This window comes from Aquabacterium sp. (assembly GCF_036279655.1).
GTDB lineage: Bacteria > Pseudomonadota > Gammaproteobacteria > Burkholderiales > Burkholderiaceae_C > Aquabacterium.
This window is the reverse complement of the sequence record NZ_DASUIT010000032.1, coordinates 1-14,437: the sequence shown is the minus strand read 5'-3', so window position 1 is coordinate 14,437 and position 14,437 is coordinate 1. Positions and strand designations below refer to the sequence as shown.

Annotated in this window: 16 protein-coding genes and 2 tRNA genes; 12 read left to right on the top strand and 6 right to left on the bottom strand. The window is 66.1% G+C overall.

Going from position 1 to position 14,437, the window contains the following annotated elements; genetic code table 11:
• The 10 genes from VFW84_RS03750 to VFW84_RS03705 all read left to right on the top strand — a co-directional run.
• On the top strand, nucleotides 1-658 hold a 658-nt coding region (locus tag VFW84_RS03750; RefSeq protein WP_329679092.1), incomplete at its 5' end, for a hypothetical protein.
• Between the two features lie 60 nt (nucleotides 659-718).
• The gene (locus VFW84_RS03745) at nucleotides 719-1,339 is read left to right on the top strand and encodes a Maf family protein (protein ID WP_329679091.1); all 621 of its coding nucleotides are present in this window, start codon (nucleotides 719-721) and stop codon (nucleotides 1,337-1,339) included.
• Nucleotides 1,340-1,344: 5 nt separating this feature from the next.
• Complete coding sequence (locus tag VFW84_RS03740) at nucleotides 1,345-2,061, top strand: NAD(P)H-binding protein (protein ID WP_329679090.1); 717 nt, start codon at nucleotides 1,345-1,347, stop codon at nucleotides 2,059-2,061.
• 14 nt (nucleotides 2,062-2,075) lie between these two features.
• Nucleotides 2,076-3,572, top strand: coding sequence for a ribonuclease G (gene rng / locus VFW84_RS03735; RefSeq protein WP_329679089.1), 1,497 nt, complete (start codon nucleotides 2,076-2,078; stop codon nucleotides 3,570-3,572).
• A gap of 147 nt (nucleotides 3,573-3,719) precedes the next feature.
• Entirely contained in the window at nucleotides 3,720-4,976 is a 1,257-nt protein-coding gene (gene tolB, locus VFW84_RS03730; protein ID WP_329679093.1) for a Tol-Pal system beta propeller repeat protein TolB, read from the top strand.
• A 44-nt stretch (nucleotides 4,977-5,020) separates the two neighbouring features.
• Nucleotides 5,021-5,593 (top strand): OmpA family protein, encoded by a 573-nt coding sequence (locus VFW84_RS03725; protein WP_329679088.1) that lies wholly within the window; start codon nucleotides 5,021-5,023, stop codon nucleotides 5,591-5,593.
• Nucleotides 5,594-5,595: 2 nt separating this feature from the next.
• The gene (locus VFW84_RS03720) at nucleotides 5,596-6,429 is read left to right on the top strand and encodes a YbgF trimerization domain-containing protein (RefSeq protein ID WP_329679087.1); all 834 of its coding nucleotides are present in this window, start codon (nucleotides 5,596-5,598) and stop codon (nucleotides 6,427-6,429) included.
• Entirely contained in the window at nucleotides 6,429-7,217 is a 789-nt protein-coding gene (locus tag VFW84_RS03715) for a tRNA threonylcarbamoyladenosine dehydratase (RefSeq protein WP_414638884.1), read from the top strand. The genes VFW84_RS03720 and VFW84_RS03715 overlap by 1 nt, the downstream gene beginning before the upstream one ends.
• A 13-nt stretch (nucleotides 7,218-7,230) precedes the next feature.
• Nucleotides 7,231-7,306 (top strand) — tRNA-Lys (locus VFW84_RS03710).
• Nucleotides 7,307-7,434: 128 nt separating this feature from the next.
• A tRNA-Lys gene (locus VFW84_RS03705) sits at nucleotides 7,435-7,510 on the top strand.
• A 52-nt stretch (nucleotides 7,511-7,562) separates the two neighbouring features.
• Here VFW84_RS03705 and VFW84_RS03700 read toward each other — a convergent pair.
• The 5 genes from VFW84_RS03700 to VFW84_RS03680 all read right to left on the bottom strand — a co-directional run bounded on the left by VFW84_RS03700 (nucleotide 7,563) and on the right by VFW84_RS03680 (nucleotide 12,188).
• Entirely contained in the window at nucleotides 7,563-8,126 is a 564-nt protein-coding gene (locus VFW84_RS03700; RefSeq protein ID WP_329679085.1) for a hemerythrin domain-containing protein, read from the bottom strand.
• 85 nt (nucleotides 8,127-8,211) lie between these two features.
• Nucleotides 8,212-9,426, bottom strand: coding sequence for a GGDEF domain-containing protein (locus VFW84_RS03695; RefSeq protein WP_329679084.1), 1,215 nt, complete (start codon nucleotides 9,424-9,426; stop codon nucleotides 8,212-8,214).
• A gap of 92 nt (nucleotides 9,427-9,518) precedes the next feature.
• Nucleotides 9,519-9,689, bottom strand: coding sequence for a hypothetical protein (locus VFW84_RS03690; RefSeq protein ID WP_329679083.1), 171 nt, complete (start codon nucleotides 9,687-9,689; stop codon nucleotides 9,519-9,521).
• Nucleotides 9,690-9,820: 131 nt separating this feature from the next.
• Nucleotides 9,821-10,462, bottom strand: a complete 642-nt coding sequence (locus tag VFW84_RS03685) for a general secretion pathway protein GspB (RefSeq protein WP_329679082.1) — start codon at nucleotides 10,460-10,462, stop codon at nucleotides 9,821-9,823.
• A 4-nt stretch (nucleotides 10,463-10,466) separates the two neighbouring features.
• Entirely contained in the window at nucleotides 10,467-12,188 is a 1,722-nt protein-coding gene (locus VFW84_RS03680; protein ID WP_329679081.1) for an ExeA family protein, read from the bottom strand.
• A gap of 114 nt (nucleotides 12,189-12,302) precedes the next feature.
• Between VFW84_RS03680 and VFW84_RS03675 the strand changes: the two genes are divergently transcribed.
• Nucleotides 12,303-12,863, top strand: coding sequence for a hypothetical protein (locus VFW84_RS03675; protein WP_329679080.1), 561 nt, complete (start codon nucleotides 12,303-12,305; stop codon nucleotides 12,861-12,863).
• Nucleotides 12,864-12,878: 15 nt separating this feature from the next.
• Nucleotides 12,879-13,583 carry an RNA ligase family protein gene (locus VFW84_RS03670; protein WP_329679079.1) on the top strand — a complete coding sequence of 235 codons (705 nt, stop codon included), beginning with the start codon at nucleotides 12,879-12,881 and terminating at the stop codon, nucleotides 13,581-13,583.
• Nucleotides 13,584-13,590: 7 nt separating this feature from the next.
• Here VFW84_RS03670 and VFW84_RS03665 read toward each other — a convergent pair.
• Nucleotides 13,591-14,437 (bottom strand): HAD-IC family P-type ATPase (locus tag VFW84_RS03665; RefSeq protein WP_329679078.1); only part of this gene is annotated, 847 nt, incomplete at its 5' end.

The following is a 14,437-nucleotide window of genomic DNA, read 5'->3' as shown; positions in this document are numbered from 1 at the left end:
GGCGCTGCTGGCCCTGGCGGTGACCATGGCCCTGCTCATGATGGCGCGCGGGTCGGCCTTCAAGGCGCGCTGGTTATGGCCCGTGGCGCCGGTGCTCACCGTCACGCTGGTGTTGTGGAGCGCTCGTGCGGTTCACGCCCTGGCGGACGCTGGCCGTGGCCGATGGCCTGGACGGGCCTTGTGGGGTGTAGCGTTGGCCATGCCGCTGCTGGCCGTGGGGGTGTCGGCCTTGCGCTGGTGGGAGCCCGAGCTCAATGCCCAGCGTTGTCGAGAGTGCTGGACGGATCGCCCGGCCGAGACCCTGTCTGGCGCCTTGCATCAACGCCATGGACCGGATCTGCGCGTGATCGCCGGCGACACCCATCTGGCCGGCATCCTGGTGGCGGCCAGTCCACGCGTGCGTGCCTGGGCCGCGCCACAGTCGGCTTTGCCGCCGCCCCAGGGCTTTGCGCAAGGCCGTGCGAACTGTGTGCTGGCCTGGGTGAGCCTGGAGCCTGAGGCAGAGCCCCTGCCGGCTTTGAGGGGCTTGCAGCAGGCCCATGCCCTGGGTGAGGGCCCGCTCTCAGCCTCCTGGCCCCTGAGGCATGCGCCCCAGCGTCGCATCTGGTTGCACTCGCAGCGCGTGGCCCCGGCGGCGTGTGCCTCGGCATCGCGCTAGCATCGGGGCTGGCCGGAGGATCTCCGGCATCTGCCCATGTGCTCACATTCCGGGAACCTCATGAACCTGCCGTCCCCCGCGCCCGCCTGGCTCTATCTGGCCTCGCAGAGCCCCCGTCGCCGACAACTGCTGGATCAACTGGGGGTGGCGCATCGCCTGCTGCTGCCCGACGCGCACGAGGATGCCGAGGGCCTGGAGGCCGAGCGGGCGGGCGAGAGCCCCGACGACTACGTGTGTCGCGTGACCCTGGCCAAGTACGAGGCAGCGCATGCGCGGCTGCTGGGCCGCCAGGCACATGAGGGCTGGGTCCTGGCCCCCGTGCTCTGTGCCGACACGACCGTGGCACTGGGCCAGGAGATCCTGGGCAAGCCTCGGGATGCCGATGATGCGGCAAGGATCCTGGGCCTGCTGTCGGGACGCACGCACCGTGTGCTCACGGCCGTGGTGGTCGACGGGGCCCTGAAGGTGTCGGTGTCCGAGGTGAGCTGGCGCGAGGTGGATGCGGACGAGATGGCGCGCTACGTCGACAGTGGAGAGCCCATGGGCAAGGCGGGCGCCTATGCCATCCAGAGCCATGCAGCAGCCTGGATCCGCGAGATCCGAGGCAGCTACAGTGGCATCATGGGGCTTCCCTTGTACGAGACTGCCGAGTTGCTCAAGCCCCGAGGCTGGCGCTTTTGAACACCATGACCGAGCCGATCTCCTTTGATTCCCCTGCCGGAACCCGTGTGCTGATCGCCGGCGCCACCGGCCTGGTGGGGCAGCAGTGCCTGCGCCTGCTGCTGCAAGACGACTCGGTGGGCCAGGTGCGTGCGCTGGTCCGCCGCCCCATGAGCCCGGCTGAGCTGGCCGGGCCCGAGATCGCGGCCGAGCAGCTCGCCAGGCTGCAGGTGTGCGTCACCGACTTCGATCGGCTGGATGACCATCTGGAGTGGTTCGATGTGGACTGGGTGTTCTGCACCCTGGGCACCACCATCCGTCAGGCCGGCTCTCAGGCCGCCTTCCAGCGTGTGGACCTGGATTACCCCTTGCAGATCGCTCGCCTGGCGCGCACCGAGCGGGCCCGCCATTTCCTCCTGGTGAGCGCCCTGGGCGCCAATGCGCGCTCATCGGTGTTTTACAACCGCATCAAGGGCGAACTGGAAAACGCTGTGCGCGATCTGAACTTCGAGTCGCTGACGGTGGCGCGCCCCTCCTTGCTGGCGGGCGATCGCACCGAGTTCCGCCTGGGCGAGGCGCTGGGGCTCAAGCTCGCCTGGCTCATGCCCGGGCCCTGGAAGCCCGTCCATGTCAGCCAGGTGGCGCGCGGGCTCTGGGCTTCCGCACACCAGCCGCCCAAGGGCCTGCGCATCCTTCACAACACCGACCTGCGCAGCCAGCCTGTCGCGGGCACCTTCTCCTGACCCAGACCACCACCATGGCATTCACCCAAGACATCCTCATCAACTGGACCCCACAGGAAACCCGAGTGGCCATCATCGAGGGCGGTGCGGTGCAGGAGTTGCATGTCGAGCGCACGCTGGAGCGCGGTCTGGTGGGCAACATCTACTGCGGCAAGGTGGCGCGGGTGCTGCCTGGCATGCAATCGGCCTTCATCGACATCGGGCTGGAGCGTGCGGCCTTCCTGCATGTGGCCGATCTGCACAGCGAGGACCATGGCAACCGGGGGGGGCGCGCCAGTGACCAACCCCTGCCCATCGAGCGGCGCCTGCACGAAGGACAGACCCTCATGGTGCAGGTGATCAAGGATCCGATCGGCACCAAGGGGGCCCGTCTGTCCTCGCAGATCAGCGTGGCCGGGCGCATGCTGGTCTACCTGCCGCAGGACGATCACATCGGCATCTCGCAGAAGATCGGCTCGCCCGAGCAGCGCGAGCAGTTGCGCACGCGCATGCAGACCCTCACACAGGAGGCCTCGGCCGCCGATGGGCGCCCGGCCGGAGGCTACATCTTGCGCACCAATGCGGAGGACGCCAGTGACGACGACCTGCGCGCCGACATTGCCTACCTGCGCAAGACCTGGTCCATCATCCGTGAGCAGGGGCTCAAGTCGGCGCCGGGCTCGCTGCTCTACCAGGAACTGAACCTGGCCCAGCGGGTGCTGCGCGATCTGGTGGGCGACAACACCCAGAGCATTCGCATCGACTCGCAGATCCAGTACGAGGACCTGCTGACCTTCGGGCAGGAGTACACCCCCTCGGCCATGGGTAAGCTGGCCCTGTACCGCGGTGAGCGCCCCATCTTCGATCTCTACAACATCGACCAGGAGATCGAGCGGGGCCTGGCCCGGCGCGTGGATCTCAAATCGGGCGGCTACCTCATCATCGACCAGACCGAGGCCCTGACCACCATCGATGTCAACACCGGCGGCTATGTGGGGGCGCGCAATTTCGACGACACCATCTTCAAAACCAATCTGGAGGCCGCGCAGGCCATCGCGCGCCAACTGCGCCTGCGCAATCTGGGCGGCATCATCATCATCGACTTCATCGACATGACCCGCGAGGAGCACCGTGACAATGTGCTCTCCGAGTTGCGCAAGCAACTGGCGCGTGATCGCACCAAGATCACCCTCAACGGTTTCTCGGCGCTGGGCCTGGTCGAGATGACGCGCAAGCGCACGCGTGAGTCGCTGGCCCACATGCTCTGTCAGCCTTGCCCCACCTGTGAAGGCCGCGGGCAGGTCAAGACGGCGCGCACCGTCTGCTACGACATCCTGCGCGAGATCATGCGCGAGGCGCGCCAGTTCAACCCGCGCGAGTTCCGCGTGGTGGCCAGCGCCGCTGTGGTCGAGATGCTGCTGGACGAAGAAAGCCAGCATCTGGCGGGCCTGAGCGACTTCATCGGCAAGCCGATTTCTCTGCAGGCCGAGCCCAGCATGTCCCCGGAGCAGTACGACATTGTCCTTTTGTAAAGAGGGGAACATGCATCGTCCGTTAGGATTCCGAACGTTGTGCCTTTGTGGAGACCGTGTGTGCCCAAGTTTGCGTCCGTGACCTTGCCTGACATCAACCCTGTACCCTTGGGGCGACGCCGCTGGCTGTCGACGGCCGCCGCGTCGATGGCGTTGGCCACTGTGGCCTGGGCTGCGCCTGCGCAGGCGCAGTTCCGTGTCCAGATCTCGGGTGTGGGGGCCACACAGATCCCGCTGGCGATCGGGCGTTTCCGCGACGAGACCCGCTCGCCCCAAGCCATCTCGGCCATTGTGCGTGCCGATCTGGAGCGCAGCGGCCTGTTCAAATCCCTGGATGCCACACTGGACAAGCTCGATGAGAGTTCGCGCCCACCCCTGAACGACTGGCGCACCAAGGGTGCCGACGCCCTGCTGGCGGGCTCCGTCACGCCCCTGGCCGATGGCCGCTACGACGTGCGCTATCGCTTGTGGGATGTGCTCAAGGCCAAGGACCTGGGGGGCCAGAGCCTGGTCGTGCCGGCGGCCGATCTGCGCCTGGCCGCTCACCGCATTGCCGATGACATCTATGAAAAGCTCACGGGCGACCGGGGCGCCTTTGCCACGCGTATCGCCTATGTGAGCAAGGTGGGGCGCAAATACACCTTGCTGGTGGCCGACTCCGATGGTGAGGGGGCACAGGCCGCCCTCACGAGTGCGCAGCCCATCATCTCGCCCGCCTGGGCTCCGGATGGCCGCCGCCTGGCCTATGTCAGCTTCGAGGGTGGCAAGGCCGTGGTGGTTTCGCAGGATGTGGCCTCGGGCCGCCGCCAGGTGCTGGCGGCCTTCAAGGGCACCAACAGTGCGCCCGCCTGGTCGCCCGATGGCCGCCAGTTGGTGGTCACGCTCAGCCGCGAGGGGGGCTCACAGCTCTACCTGATCGACACCAACGGTGAGGGCACGCGCCGCCTGACCACCAGCAATGCGATCGACACCGAGGCGGCCTGGTCGCCCGACGGCAGCCAGGTCTACTTTGTCAGCGACCGCGGCGGCGGACCCCAGATCTACCGTGTGCCGGTGGCCGGCGGCAACCCGCAGCGCGTCACCTTCAAGGGCGGCTACAACATCAGCCCGGCCATCAGCCCGGACGGCAAATGGATGGCCTATGTCTCGCAGGTCGGCAGCGCCTTTGTCGTGCACGTCATGGAGCTGGCCACGGGCGAGGTCCGCGCACTGACGGACACCCGCGATGACGAAAGCCCCAGCTTTGCGCCCAATGGCCGCTGGCTGATCTATGCCACCCGCGCCCAGGGGCGCGATGTACTGATGACCACCACACTGGACGGCAAGATCAAGGCCATGCTGACCACCACCCTGGCCGATGTCCGTGAGCCCGTCTGGGGCCCCGACATCATGGCCCGTCCATGAAACCTTTTTTGATCCCGGTATCGATCCTGACCAAGGAGCCCATCATGAACACTGTGACATCCCTGTCTACGCCCACCCGCCGCCTGGCTCGCCAGGCCCTTGTCACCACGCTGCTGGGCTCGGCCCTGTGGTTGACGGGCTGCGGCTCGACCGTCAAGCTCGACGAGCCCAAGGCCGAAGCGCCAAGTGCCAGCAGCACGACCATGTCCTCATCGTCGAGCAGCACACCGGCCAGCACCGTGGCCCCGGTGGTGACGGCGCCTGCGGCTGCGACGCCTGCCGTGGCCAACCTGCCCACCGTGATCTACTTCGATTTCGACAGCTTCGTGGTCAAGGACGAGTTCCGCCCCACCATCGAAGGCTATGCCAAAGTGCTGACGGCCACCAAGGGCAAGCGCATGACGATCGAGGGGCACACCGACGAGCGCGGTGGTCGCGAGTACAACCTGGCCCTGGGCCAAAAGCGTGCCGAGGCCACCGTCAAGTCCCTGACCTTGCTGGGCGTGTCGCCCGATCAGCTCGAAGCCGTGAGCTTCGGTGAAGAGCGCCCTGCGGCCGAAGGTTCCACCGAAGAAGCCTGGGGCAAGAACCGCCGCGCTGAATTCAAGGGCCGTTGATCATGCGTGCTGTTCATCTGCTGAGTCCGCTGCGCCCCCTGGCGGTCGTGCTGGCCCTGCTGGGCGCCTCCACCGCCCAGGCCGGGCTGTTTGGTGATGACGAGGCGCGCACCGCCATCCTGCAATTGCGCGAGCAGCGCAGCAAGGACCAGGAGGATCTGGCCGCGCGCTTTGCTGCGCTCAATGCGCAGATCGATCGCCTCAATCGCAGCCTGCTGGACATGAATGCCCAACTGGAGCTCTTGCGCACCGATCTGGCGCGCCAGCGTGGCCAGGACGAGGTGCTGGCCCGGGAGGTGGCCGAGATCCAGCGCCACCAGAAGGACCTGCAGCAGGGCATCGACGCCCGCGTCAGCAAGCTCGAACCCCAGAGTGTGACGCTGGACGGCAAGACCTTCCAGGCCGATGTCGAAGAAAAACGCGAGTTTGAAGAGTCCCTGGCCAAACTGCGTCAGGCCGACTTTGCCGGGGGCTTGAGTGGCCTGACGGCCTTTCTCAAGAAGTATCCCGATACCGGCTACAAGGAGTCCACCCTGTATTGGCTGGGCAATGCCCACTATGGTCTGCGCGCCTACAAGGAGTCCATCTCGGCCTTCCGCGCCTTGCTGGCCCTGGCGCCTCAGCACATGCGGGCACCCGAAGCACTGCTGTCGATTTCCAACTGCCACAGCGAACTCAAGGAAGCCAAGCTGGCGCGCGCGGCCCTGGACGATCTGATCAAGGGCTATCCGGATTCCGAAGCAGCGCAGGTGGCGCGTGAGCGCCTGGCTGCCACACCGCCTGTGAGCCCCACGGTGACCAAGCCGGCATCGAAGTCGAGCAAGTCGCGCGGATGATGGTTGACGCGCAGGGGGCCGATATCGAGCGCCGCTTCGGCGGGCTCAGGCGTCTGTATGGCGAGGCGGGCTATGCCCGTGTCCGGCAGGCGCGCATTGCCGTGGTCGGCATAGGGGGCGTGGGGTCCTGGGCGGCCGAGGCACTGGCCCGCAGTGGCGTGGCCTCGCTCACCCTGATCGATCTGGACCATGTCGCCGAGTCCAATATCAACCGGCAGGTGCACGCGCTGGAGCCCACTCTGGGGCAAGCCAAGGTGCTGGCCATGAAGGAGCGGGTGGCCCTCATCCATCCGGGCTGCGAGGTCCTGGCCGTGGACGAGTTTGTCGACGAGGCCAATGCGGCGGCCCTGCTGGGCGCCACGCCCATCGATGGTGTGATCGACTGCTGTGACCAGGTGCGGGCCAAGGCGGCCATCGCGGCCTGGGCCTGGTCTCGGCGTGTGCCGGTCATCACGGTGGGGGCGGCGGGGGGCAAGGTCCAGCCGCATCGCCTGGAAGTGGCGGATCTGGGCGAGGTCACGCACGACCCTTTGCTGGCCAGCTTGCGCCAACGCCTGCGCCAGCGCCACGAAGGTGCACGGCGTGGCCGCATGGGGCTGAACTGCGTGTTCTCGCGGGAGGCCGTGCGTGCGCCGCAGGATGCATCCTGCGATCTGGGGCAGGGCGATGGCAGCCTCAACTGCCATGGCTATGGTTCGACCGTGACCGTGACGGCCACCTTTGGCATGGTGGCTGCGGCAGAGTTGCTCAACGCGCTGATTGCCCAGCCCCCAAAAATCGGGCTATAATTGAAGGCTTGATGGGTCGGTAGCTCAGTCGGTAGAGCAGCGGACTTTTAATCCGTTGGTCGAGGGTTCGAGTCCCTCCCGACCCACCAAAAATTTTCAAAACAGGCTCAGATCAACACAAGTTTTGTGTATATAATTTGAGTCTTCGCGAAATGACCAGTTTTCGCGGCCTTCGATAAGAAGGTTCAGTCACCGCTCAAGCAGTGACAACAGGTACGGGCTCTTAGCTCAGTTGGTAGAGCAGCGGACTCTTAATCCGTTGGTCGAGTGTTCGAGTCACTCAGGGCCCACCAACTTTCCAAAGGACTTGCCGCAAGGCAAGTCCTTTTTTATTTCCGGTGATCGTCAGGTCGCCTGGCGCTTTTGTTGAAGGCGACGGCGCTCGGACATCTCGCGGCCCATGCCGTGGAGATCCCAGGCGGCGATGCGTGCCTTGGCCTCGGGGTAGATCAGCGATTCCTCCAGAGCCATGTGGTCCTGATAGAGCGCGGTGAACACGGGGATGGACAGGCGCAACTGGTCCAGGTTGTACCAGCTGTAGCCGGCGGCAATGGCTTCGAACTGAGGCGCCAGCTCCAGCCAGTCTTCCTCGATCCAGCCATGGTCCTGCTGCAGGCGCAGGGTGTGCTGGATCAACTGCTCGTCGCCGCTGCTGAGCATGGCGGGGAACACATGCTTTTCCTCGTCCAGGTGGTGGTCTCGGGCCGTGGTCATGAAAAACTGAAAGATGGCGCGGGCGATCTCTTGCGCCTTGCCATCCACGCCTTTGTCTTCCAGATGATCGATCAGACGGCTCATCTGCTGAAGGGCCTCGACCACTTGCTGATGGCCTGCATCCAGCACATCAAAAGGCTCGATGGGGCGCCCGCGGCGGGGGGCGGTCATGGGGGAGGGGGCGGTTGCAGACATCGCTGGCTCCTGCTGTCAATGGCGGTGTTCAGGGTTAACGCTTGGTTCATTCTGAACAAGCCGGCGCAGCCAGGTTTGCGCAATGTCAAGAGTTGTGAGGCTCTTCACACCCGGGTGAGGGGGCGATCACCGCCTGATCGCGGCCTCGGCGTTTGGCGTCATAGAGCGCGGCATCGGCGCGTGCGATGAGGCCGGCGGCATCCGGGTCGAGGCTGGGTGTGCTGGCGGCCACACCAATGCTGCAACGCAGTGGAACCTCCTGACCGCGGTGTCTGAGATCCAGTGCGCGGACCTGTGCCAGCATGCGTTCGGCCACGCGACGGGCGCCTCCCTGATCGGTCTCGATCAACAAGGCGATGAACTCCTCGCCGCCATAGCGGGCCACGACATCGGTGCCGCGGGTGCATCCGGCTCGCAAGGCCTGCGCGACGGCCTGCAGGCAGGCATCACCAAAAGGGTGACCGTGGTTGTCGTTGATGCTCTTGAAGTGGTCCAGGTCAATGAGCAGGATCGCCAGGGAACCACCATGGCGGTGCTGGCGCGCCCATTCATGGGAGAACTGTCGATCGAAATAGAGGCGATTGGGCAACTCGGTCAGGCTGTCGGTCAGGCTGCGCAATTCCAGCTCCCGGGCGCGCTGATCGCTCAGGCGTTGGGCATGCCGCGCCGCCCAGTAATCGTCATGGAGCAGGCGAGAGGCCTTGAGCAGGTACAGCGAGAAAGCCACCAGCATGATCGACAAGGCCAGACGCTCGGGCGACGGCGTGAGCAACTCCGCCAGAAACACCGGCGTGATCATCACCGTGGGATAGGCGATCCTCAGCTTGGGATTGATGCCATACATGGTGTTGCCACCGGCGCAAAAGCCCACGGCGCTGCACAGCATGATCCAGGTCATGCTGTCGTTGGGGGCCATCAGGACGCAGGCGGCGGTGAGGCATCCCCAGTACAAGGCCGTTGACAGCGACATGGCATTGAAGATGGCTTCTGTGCGGGCATGATCGTCCAGCAGCCGCACCGGCAACTGCCGGTGGTAGGCCGTGCGCCCCAGGGCCAGCAGCAGCAAGGCCACCACATTGCCCCAGATGAAGGTGGGCATGCGGGCGCTCCAGCCTGTGGCCAGGGCCAGGGTGGTCCACACGACGGGATAGATGAAGATGCCGGTGTTGGTTCGCGCTGCCGTGTCCAGCACGCATTGCCGCGCGAGATCGGCATCGCTGGCCGGTCTGGACGAGGTGAGGACCGTCAGCACATCGTCTGTCGGTGTGCGGGTGTCTGTCGTGGTGGGCCCGATGGCCATCTGGCGGTGTTCCTCGCGTTCCAATGCGCTTGAATTATCGTCGTGCACTGGCCTGGCTGGAACAGGTTCAACCCTCGTCGGGGGCAGGCCGATCAGTCTCTGTTGCTGCGGTAACGCCAGAAGGTGATCAGGGTGGCGGCCAGGAACAGCATGAGCACACTCATGGCGGCCGGTCCGCTCCATCCGAAGACGGCGAGCACGACCGCACCGATCACAGCGTACAGGACGGGCAAGATGGCATACAGCCAGTCAGGCATCCACATGATGGTTGACTCCTCGGGGGCAGATCCAGGTGGAAATGCCCCCATGGTGCAGACCCCAGGTGTCGTCGTGTTGAGGGAAACCCCCTCTCAAGCGATGTGCGATCGCATAAAGCGGCAACTTTGCACAGCGCTCAGTAGGTGATGAGGTAGCGCTGGCCCTGCACACGCAGCACGGCCGACTTGAGCTGGATGGTTTCCAGCGTCAGGCCCGGCGCGATGGCATCGCCTTCGTGGAAGACCCGGCCATTGATCACCAGCATGCGGCTGCTGGGTTTGTCCGAGTACATGGCGCCGCCAAAGCTCAGCGGTGGCAGGTTGCGCCGCACCTCCTCGGGCATCTCGATGACGGTGTCCTGGCTGTTCCGAGTGGACGATGGCTCCATGTGCGCGCCCGGGCGAGTGGCCCGAGCCCGGCTCGACGGCGCCGGGGCAGGCACCTGCACCACGGTGGGGGGCGTGGGGGGCGTCACCGAGTCCTGTGGCGGCCAGGCGTCGGGGGCCTGAGCCTGTGTCTGAGGAGGGGAGGGAGGTGGCATGGCCATGCCTTGTTCGGCGTGGACGGTGGGGGGCGGTGTGGGGGTCAGCCAGTGCCAGGCCAGCAGGCCGGCCAGGCCCAGACCGAGGCCCACGGCCAGGCCGGGGAGCAGGCGGTGCATCAGTGTGGCCGAGGCGGTGGCCGGGGTGGCGGCACCCGACAGGGAGGCGGCCATGGTCGAAGCGTCACGTTCTCGTTCGGACTCGGCCTTGCGCAGGGCATCAAGGATGTAGGACATGGGCTCAAGGCTCCGTGGTCAGTCGCGGCTCGTTCACGCCTGTGGCGCGATTGAGCAGCATGATCGTCATGGCGCCAGCCATGCCGTCAGGCTTGAGGCCCTGGGCGATCTGGAAGGCATGCACCCGGGCCTGCAGGGCAGGCTCGTAGCGCTGGGGACCGATCGGTGGACTCTCCTGATGCAGTTGGGCCATCCGGGTGGCCAGCCAGTCGACGGCTGCGCCACTCTGCCCGGGTTCGATGCGCTTGCGATAGCCCTGGGGGGAGCGCCATAGGGTGGCGAAGTCGCCGCGCCAGACCTTGGCCAGTTCCGCCACCGGGATCGAGATGCTCTGGCCTGAGGCGCGCAAGGTCGCGGCGCGTTCGTTGAGCCCCGTGAGCAAGGCATAGACCTCTCTGCCCCGCACGTCGTACAGCGTCAGCACCGAGGGGCGGGCCAGTTGAGCGACCAAGGGCAGGCCCCCACTGCCCTTGAAACACTGGACATCGTGCTCACGGGCCTCCAGGCAAGGGTCGCGTTCACTGACAGACAGACCCCACAGGGGGGCCAGTTCGGTCCAGGCCGTGCCCTCGCGCGTCGGGGCGGCTTCCAGCCAGGCATTGAGCTCGGCGACGCTGGCCAGGGCGTTCGGACGAGCGAGCGGCGGTGGTGCGGTGGTGCGGATGGGAGCAGCGGCGGCTCCGCGCGACAAAGGCATGTCCATCGAGGGCTGCAACTGCAGGGGCGAGGCGCCGACGGACATCGGGGTGGGCCCGCTGGCGGGCGCCACGCTCGATGGGGCAATGGGCAGGCGCGTGGCCGCCACCGCCGTGGTGGTGGTGGGGACAGGTCGGGTGCGCTCGGACTTCATCCAGGCGAGTGCGGCGGCCCCCCCGAAACAGCTGATGGCCACGCCACCGAGCACGCCCCAGACCCAGACCGGGGTGCGTTCCAGCAAGCCGGGCTCCGGGGCGGCTTCCGGGCGCTTGACGGGCACCAGGCCGAACACCTCGGCGGCGGCCTTGTTGACCATGCCCTGGTCCACGCTGAGCCGCTCGTTGGCGTAGGCGCCCAGCAAGGCGCGATCGCACAGGAGATTGATGCGTCGGGGAATGCCGCGTGTGATGCGGTGGATGCGCCGGATCGCCTTGGGGTCGAACAAAGTGCCGCTCTGCAGGCCGCTGACCGCCAGTCGATGCACGATGTATTGCCCGGTCTCGGCTTCGGTGAGGGCCTGCAGGTGATAGCGGGCGATGACCCGCTGGGCCAGTTGCTCCAGTTCGGGGCGGGCCAGCAGGGTCCGCAGCTCGGGCTGGCCGATCAGGATGATCTGCAGCAGCTTGCGTTCGCTGGTCTCCAGGTTGGTCAGCAGGCGCAGCTGCTCCAGCACCTCGGCCGACAGGCTCTGTGCTTCGTCGATGATGAGCACGCAGTTCTGCCCCTGGGCGTGCGCGTTCAGCAGGTAGGCGTTGATCGCATCGACAAAGGGTTTGAGCGAATCGCTTTGGGGATCGACCTCGGGGGCCTCGATGCCGAATTCGTCGCACGCTGTGCGCAGCAACTCGGCCACCGTGAGCTTGGGGTTGAAGATGTAGGCCACATGGCAGTGCCGCGGGATCTGCTCGATGAAGGCGCGGCACACCGTGGTTTTGCCCGCACCGATCTCGCCGGTCAGCAAGACGAAGCCGCCACCGCCCTCCACACCGTAGAGCAGATGGGCGAGCGCCTCACGGTGACGCTCGCTCATGAACAGGTAGCGAGGGTCAGGCGCGATCGAGAAGGGTTCTCTCTTGAGTCCGAAATAAGGCGCGTACATGGGCCCAGAGGATACCTGTGTCGCGGGCCGGTGTAAGCTTGAGCAGTGAATCGATTGAGCATCCCCGAGCCCGGCCTGCCGGAAGGCTTCCAGCCTGTGGGCACCTTCGTCGTGGACACCAACGTGATCCTGGTGGCCAATGGCCAGCATGAGGCGGTGTCACCGGCCTGCGCGGCTTGCTGCGCCCGGTGGCTGGAGGGCCTGATGGCCACGGGCCGGGTGGCGCTGGACGATGCCTACGAGATCCTGGGGGAGTACCAGCACAAGACCCATGCTGGCACCGGACAGGGCATGGGCGACCGGTTCGTGCGCTGGGTGCTGCACCACCTCGACAACCCGGCGCGCATCGATCTGGTGCCGCTGACGCCGCATGCACAGCGTGCTTATGCCGATTTCCCCGATGACGAGCGCCTGTCTCATTTCGACGCGTCCGATCGCAAGTTCGTGGCGCTGTCACGCGCTCATCCGGAGCGGCCGGTGATCTGGCAGGCGGCGGATTGCAAGTGGCTGGATTGGGCCCCGGCCCTGGCCGAGCATGGGGTGAAGGTCGTTCTGCTGTGCGAACCCGAGATGCACGAGTTCCATCTACATAAATTTGGTGTCTGAGACCGAGCACGGACCATGAGTGATTTTTTCCGCTTCCCCCACACCCCGCACATTGCCTGGCTGGCTGCGGGCACCCCACGAGATGACAAGGTCTTGTCCCCCGACGAGGGGCGAGCGCTGCTGGATGGGGAGGTTGTGGTCGAGGAGAAGCTCGACGGTGCCAACATGGGCATCTCGTTTTCGGCCGATGCAGTGCTGCGGGTGCAGAACCGCGGGCAGTACCTCAACCGCCCCTTCGGCGGGCAGTTCAGCCGGCTCGACGAGTGGCTGGCGGTGCGGGAGGACAGCCTCTTCGACGCCCTGGGCTCGAACCTGATGCTCTTTGGCGAGTGGTGTGCCGCCCAGCATTCGCTGGACTACAACGGCCTGCCCGACTGGTTCCTGGCGTTTGATGTCTACGACCGTGAGCAGGGGCGTTTCTGGAGCACCTCCCGCCGCCATGCCCTGGCCGAATCCCTGGGGATCAAGCAGGTGCCGCGGGTGCTCAAGGGACACACCACTCTGGCCGAGTTGACCCGATGGGTTCAGGAGCGCGACAGCCATTACCGTGAGGGCTCGCTCGAAGGCGTGGTCATCCGCCGCGAGGACGATGACTGGCTGCTCTCCCGGGCCAAGCTGGTGCGCCCGGACTTTGTGCAGAGCATCGAAGAGCACTGGCGCAGCCGCGCCCTGCAGTGGAACCGCATTGCCTGGACCGAGGCGGATGGCGAACTGAGCTGAGCCGGGTTCAGGCGCGGTGGCGGCGCCAGGCCTTTTCCAGCTCGACGGCCAGGAACACCACCAGCGCGCAGGCGCCACACACGGCCAATTCGCCCAGGGACAGGGCCTCGGTGTGGAACACCTCCTGCAGCACGGGCACATAGACCGTGGCCAGTTGCAGCAGCACGGACAGGGCCACAGCTGCCAGCAGCGGGCGGTTGCTGCACAGACCCAGGCGCCAGGTGGACTGGCTCTCCGAGCGGATGGCGATCAGGTGCGCCATTTGCGAGAAGGTCAGCACATTGAACACCATGGTCTGCCAGTGCGCGAGCCCGGTGGACAGCGCCCAGGCCTGCACGCCCAGGCACAGGGCTGCGATCAGCAAACCCACCCACAGCGCGTGCTGCCACAGGCCGTGGGCAAACACGCTCTCGGTGGGGGGGCGGGGCGGCCGTTGCATGACACCGCGTTCGGCCGGTTCGGTCGCCAGGGCCAGGCCGGGCAGACCATCGGTGACCAGGTTGATCCACAGGATGTGGATGGGCAGCAAGGGGATGGGCAAGGCCAGCAGCGGCGCCAGAAACAGGACCCAGATTTCGCCAGAGTTGCCGGTCATCGCATAGCGGATGAACTTGCGGATGTTGTCGAAGATGCGGCGCCCTTCCCGGACCGCGCCGACGATGGTGGCGAAGTTGTCGTCCAGCAGCACCAGGCTGGCGGCCTCGCGGGCCACGTCGGTGCCACCCTGGCCCATGGCCACCCCGATGTCGGCAGCCTTGAGCGCCGGGGCATCGTTGACGCCGTCGCCCGTCATGGCCACGAATTCGCCTTGTGCCTGCAGGGCCCGCACGATGCGGATCTTCTGGGTCGGGTCC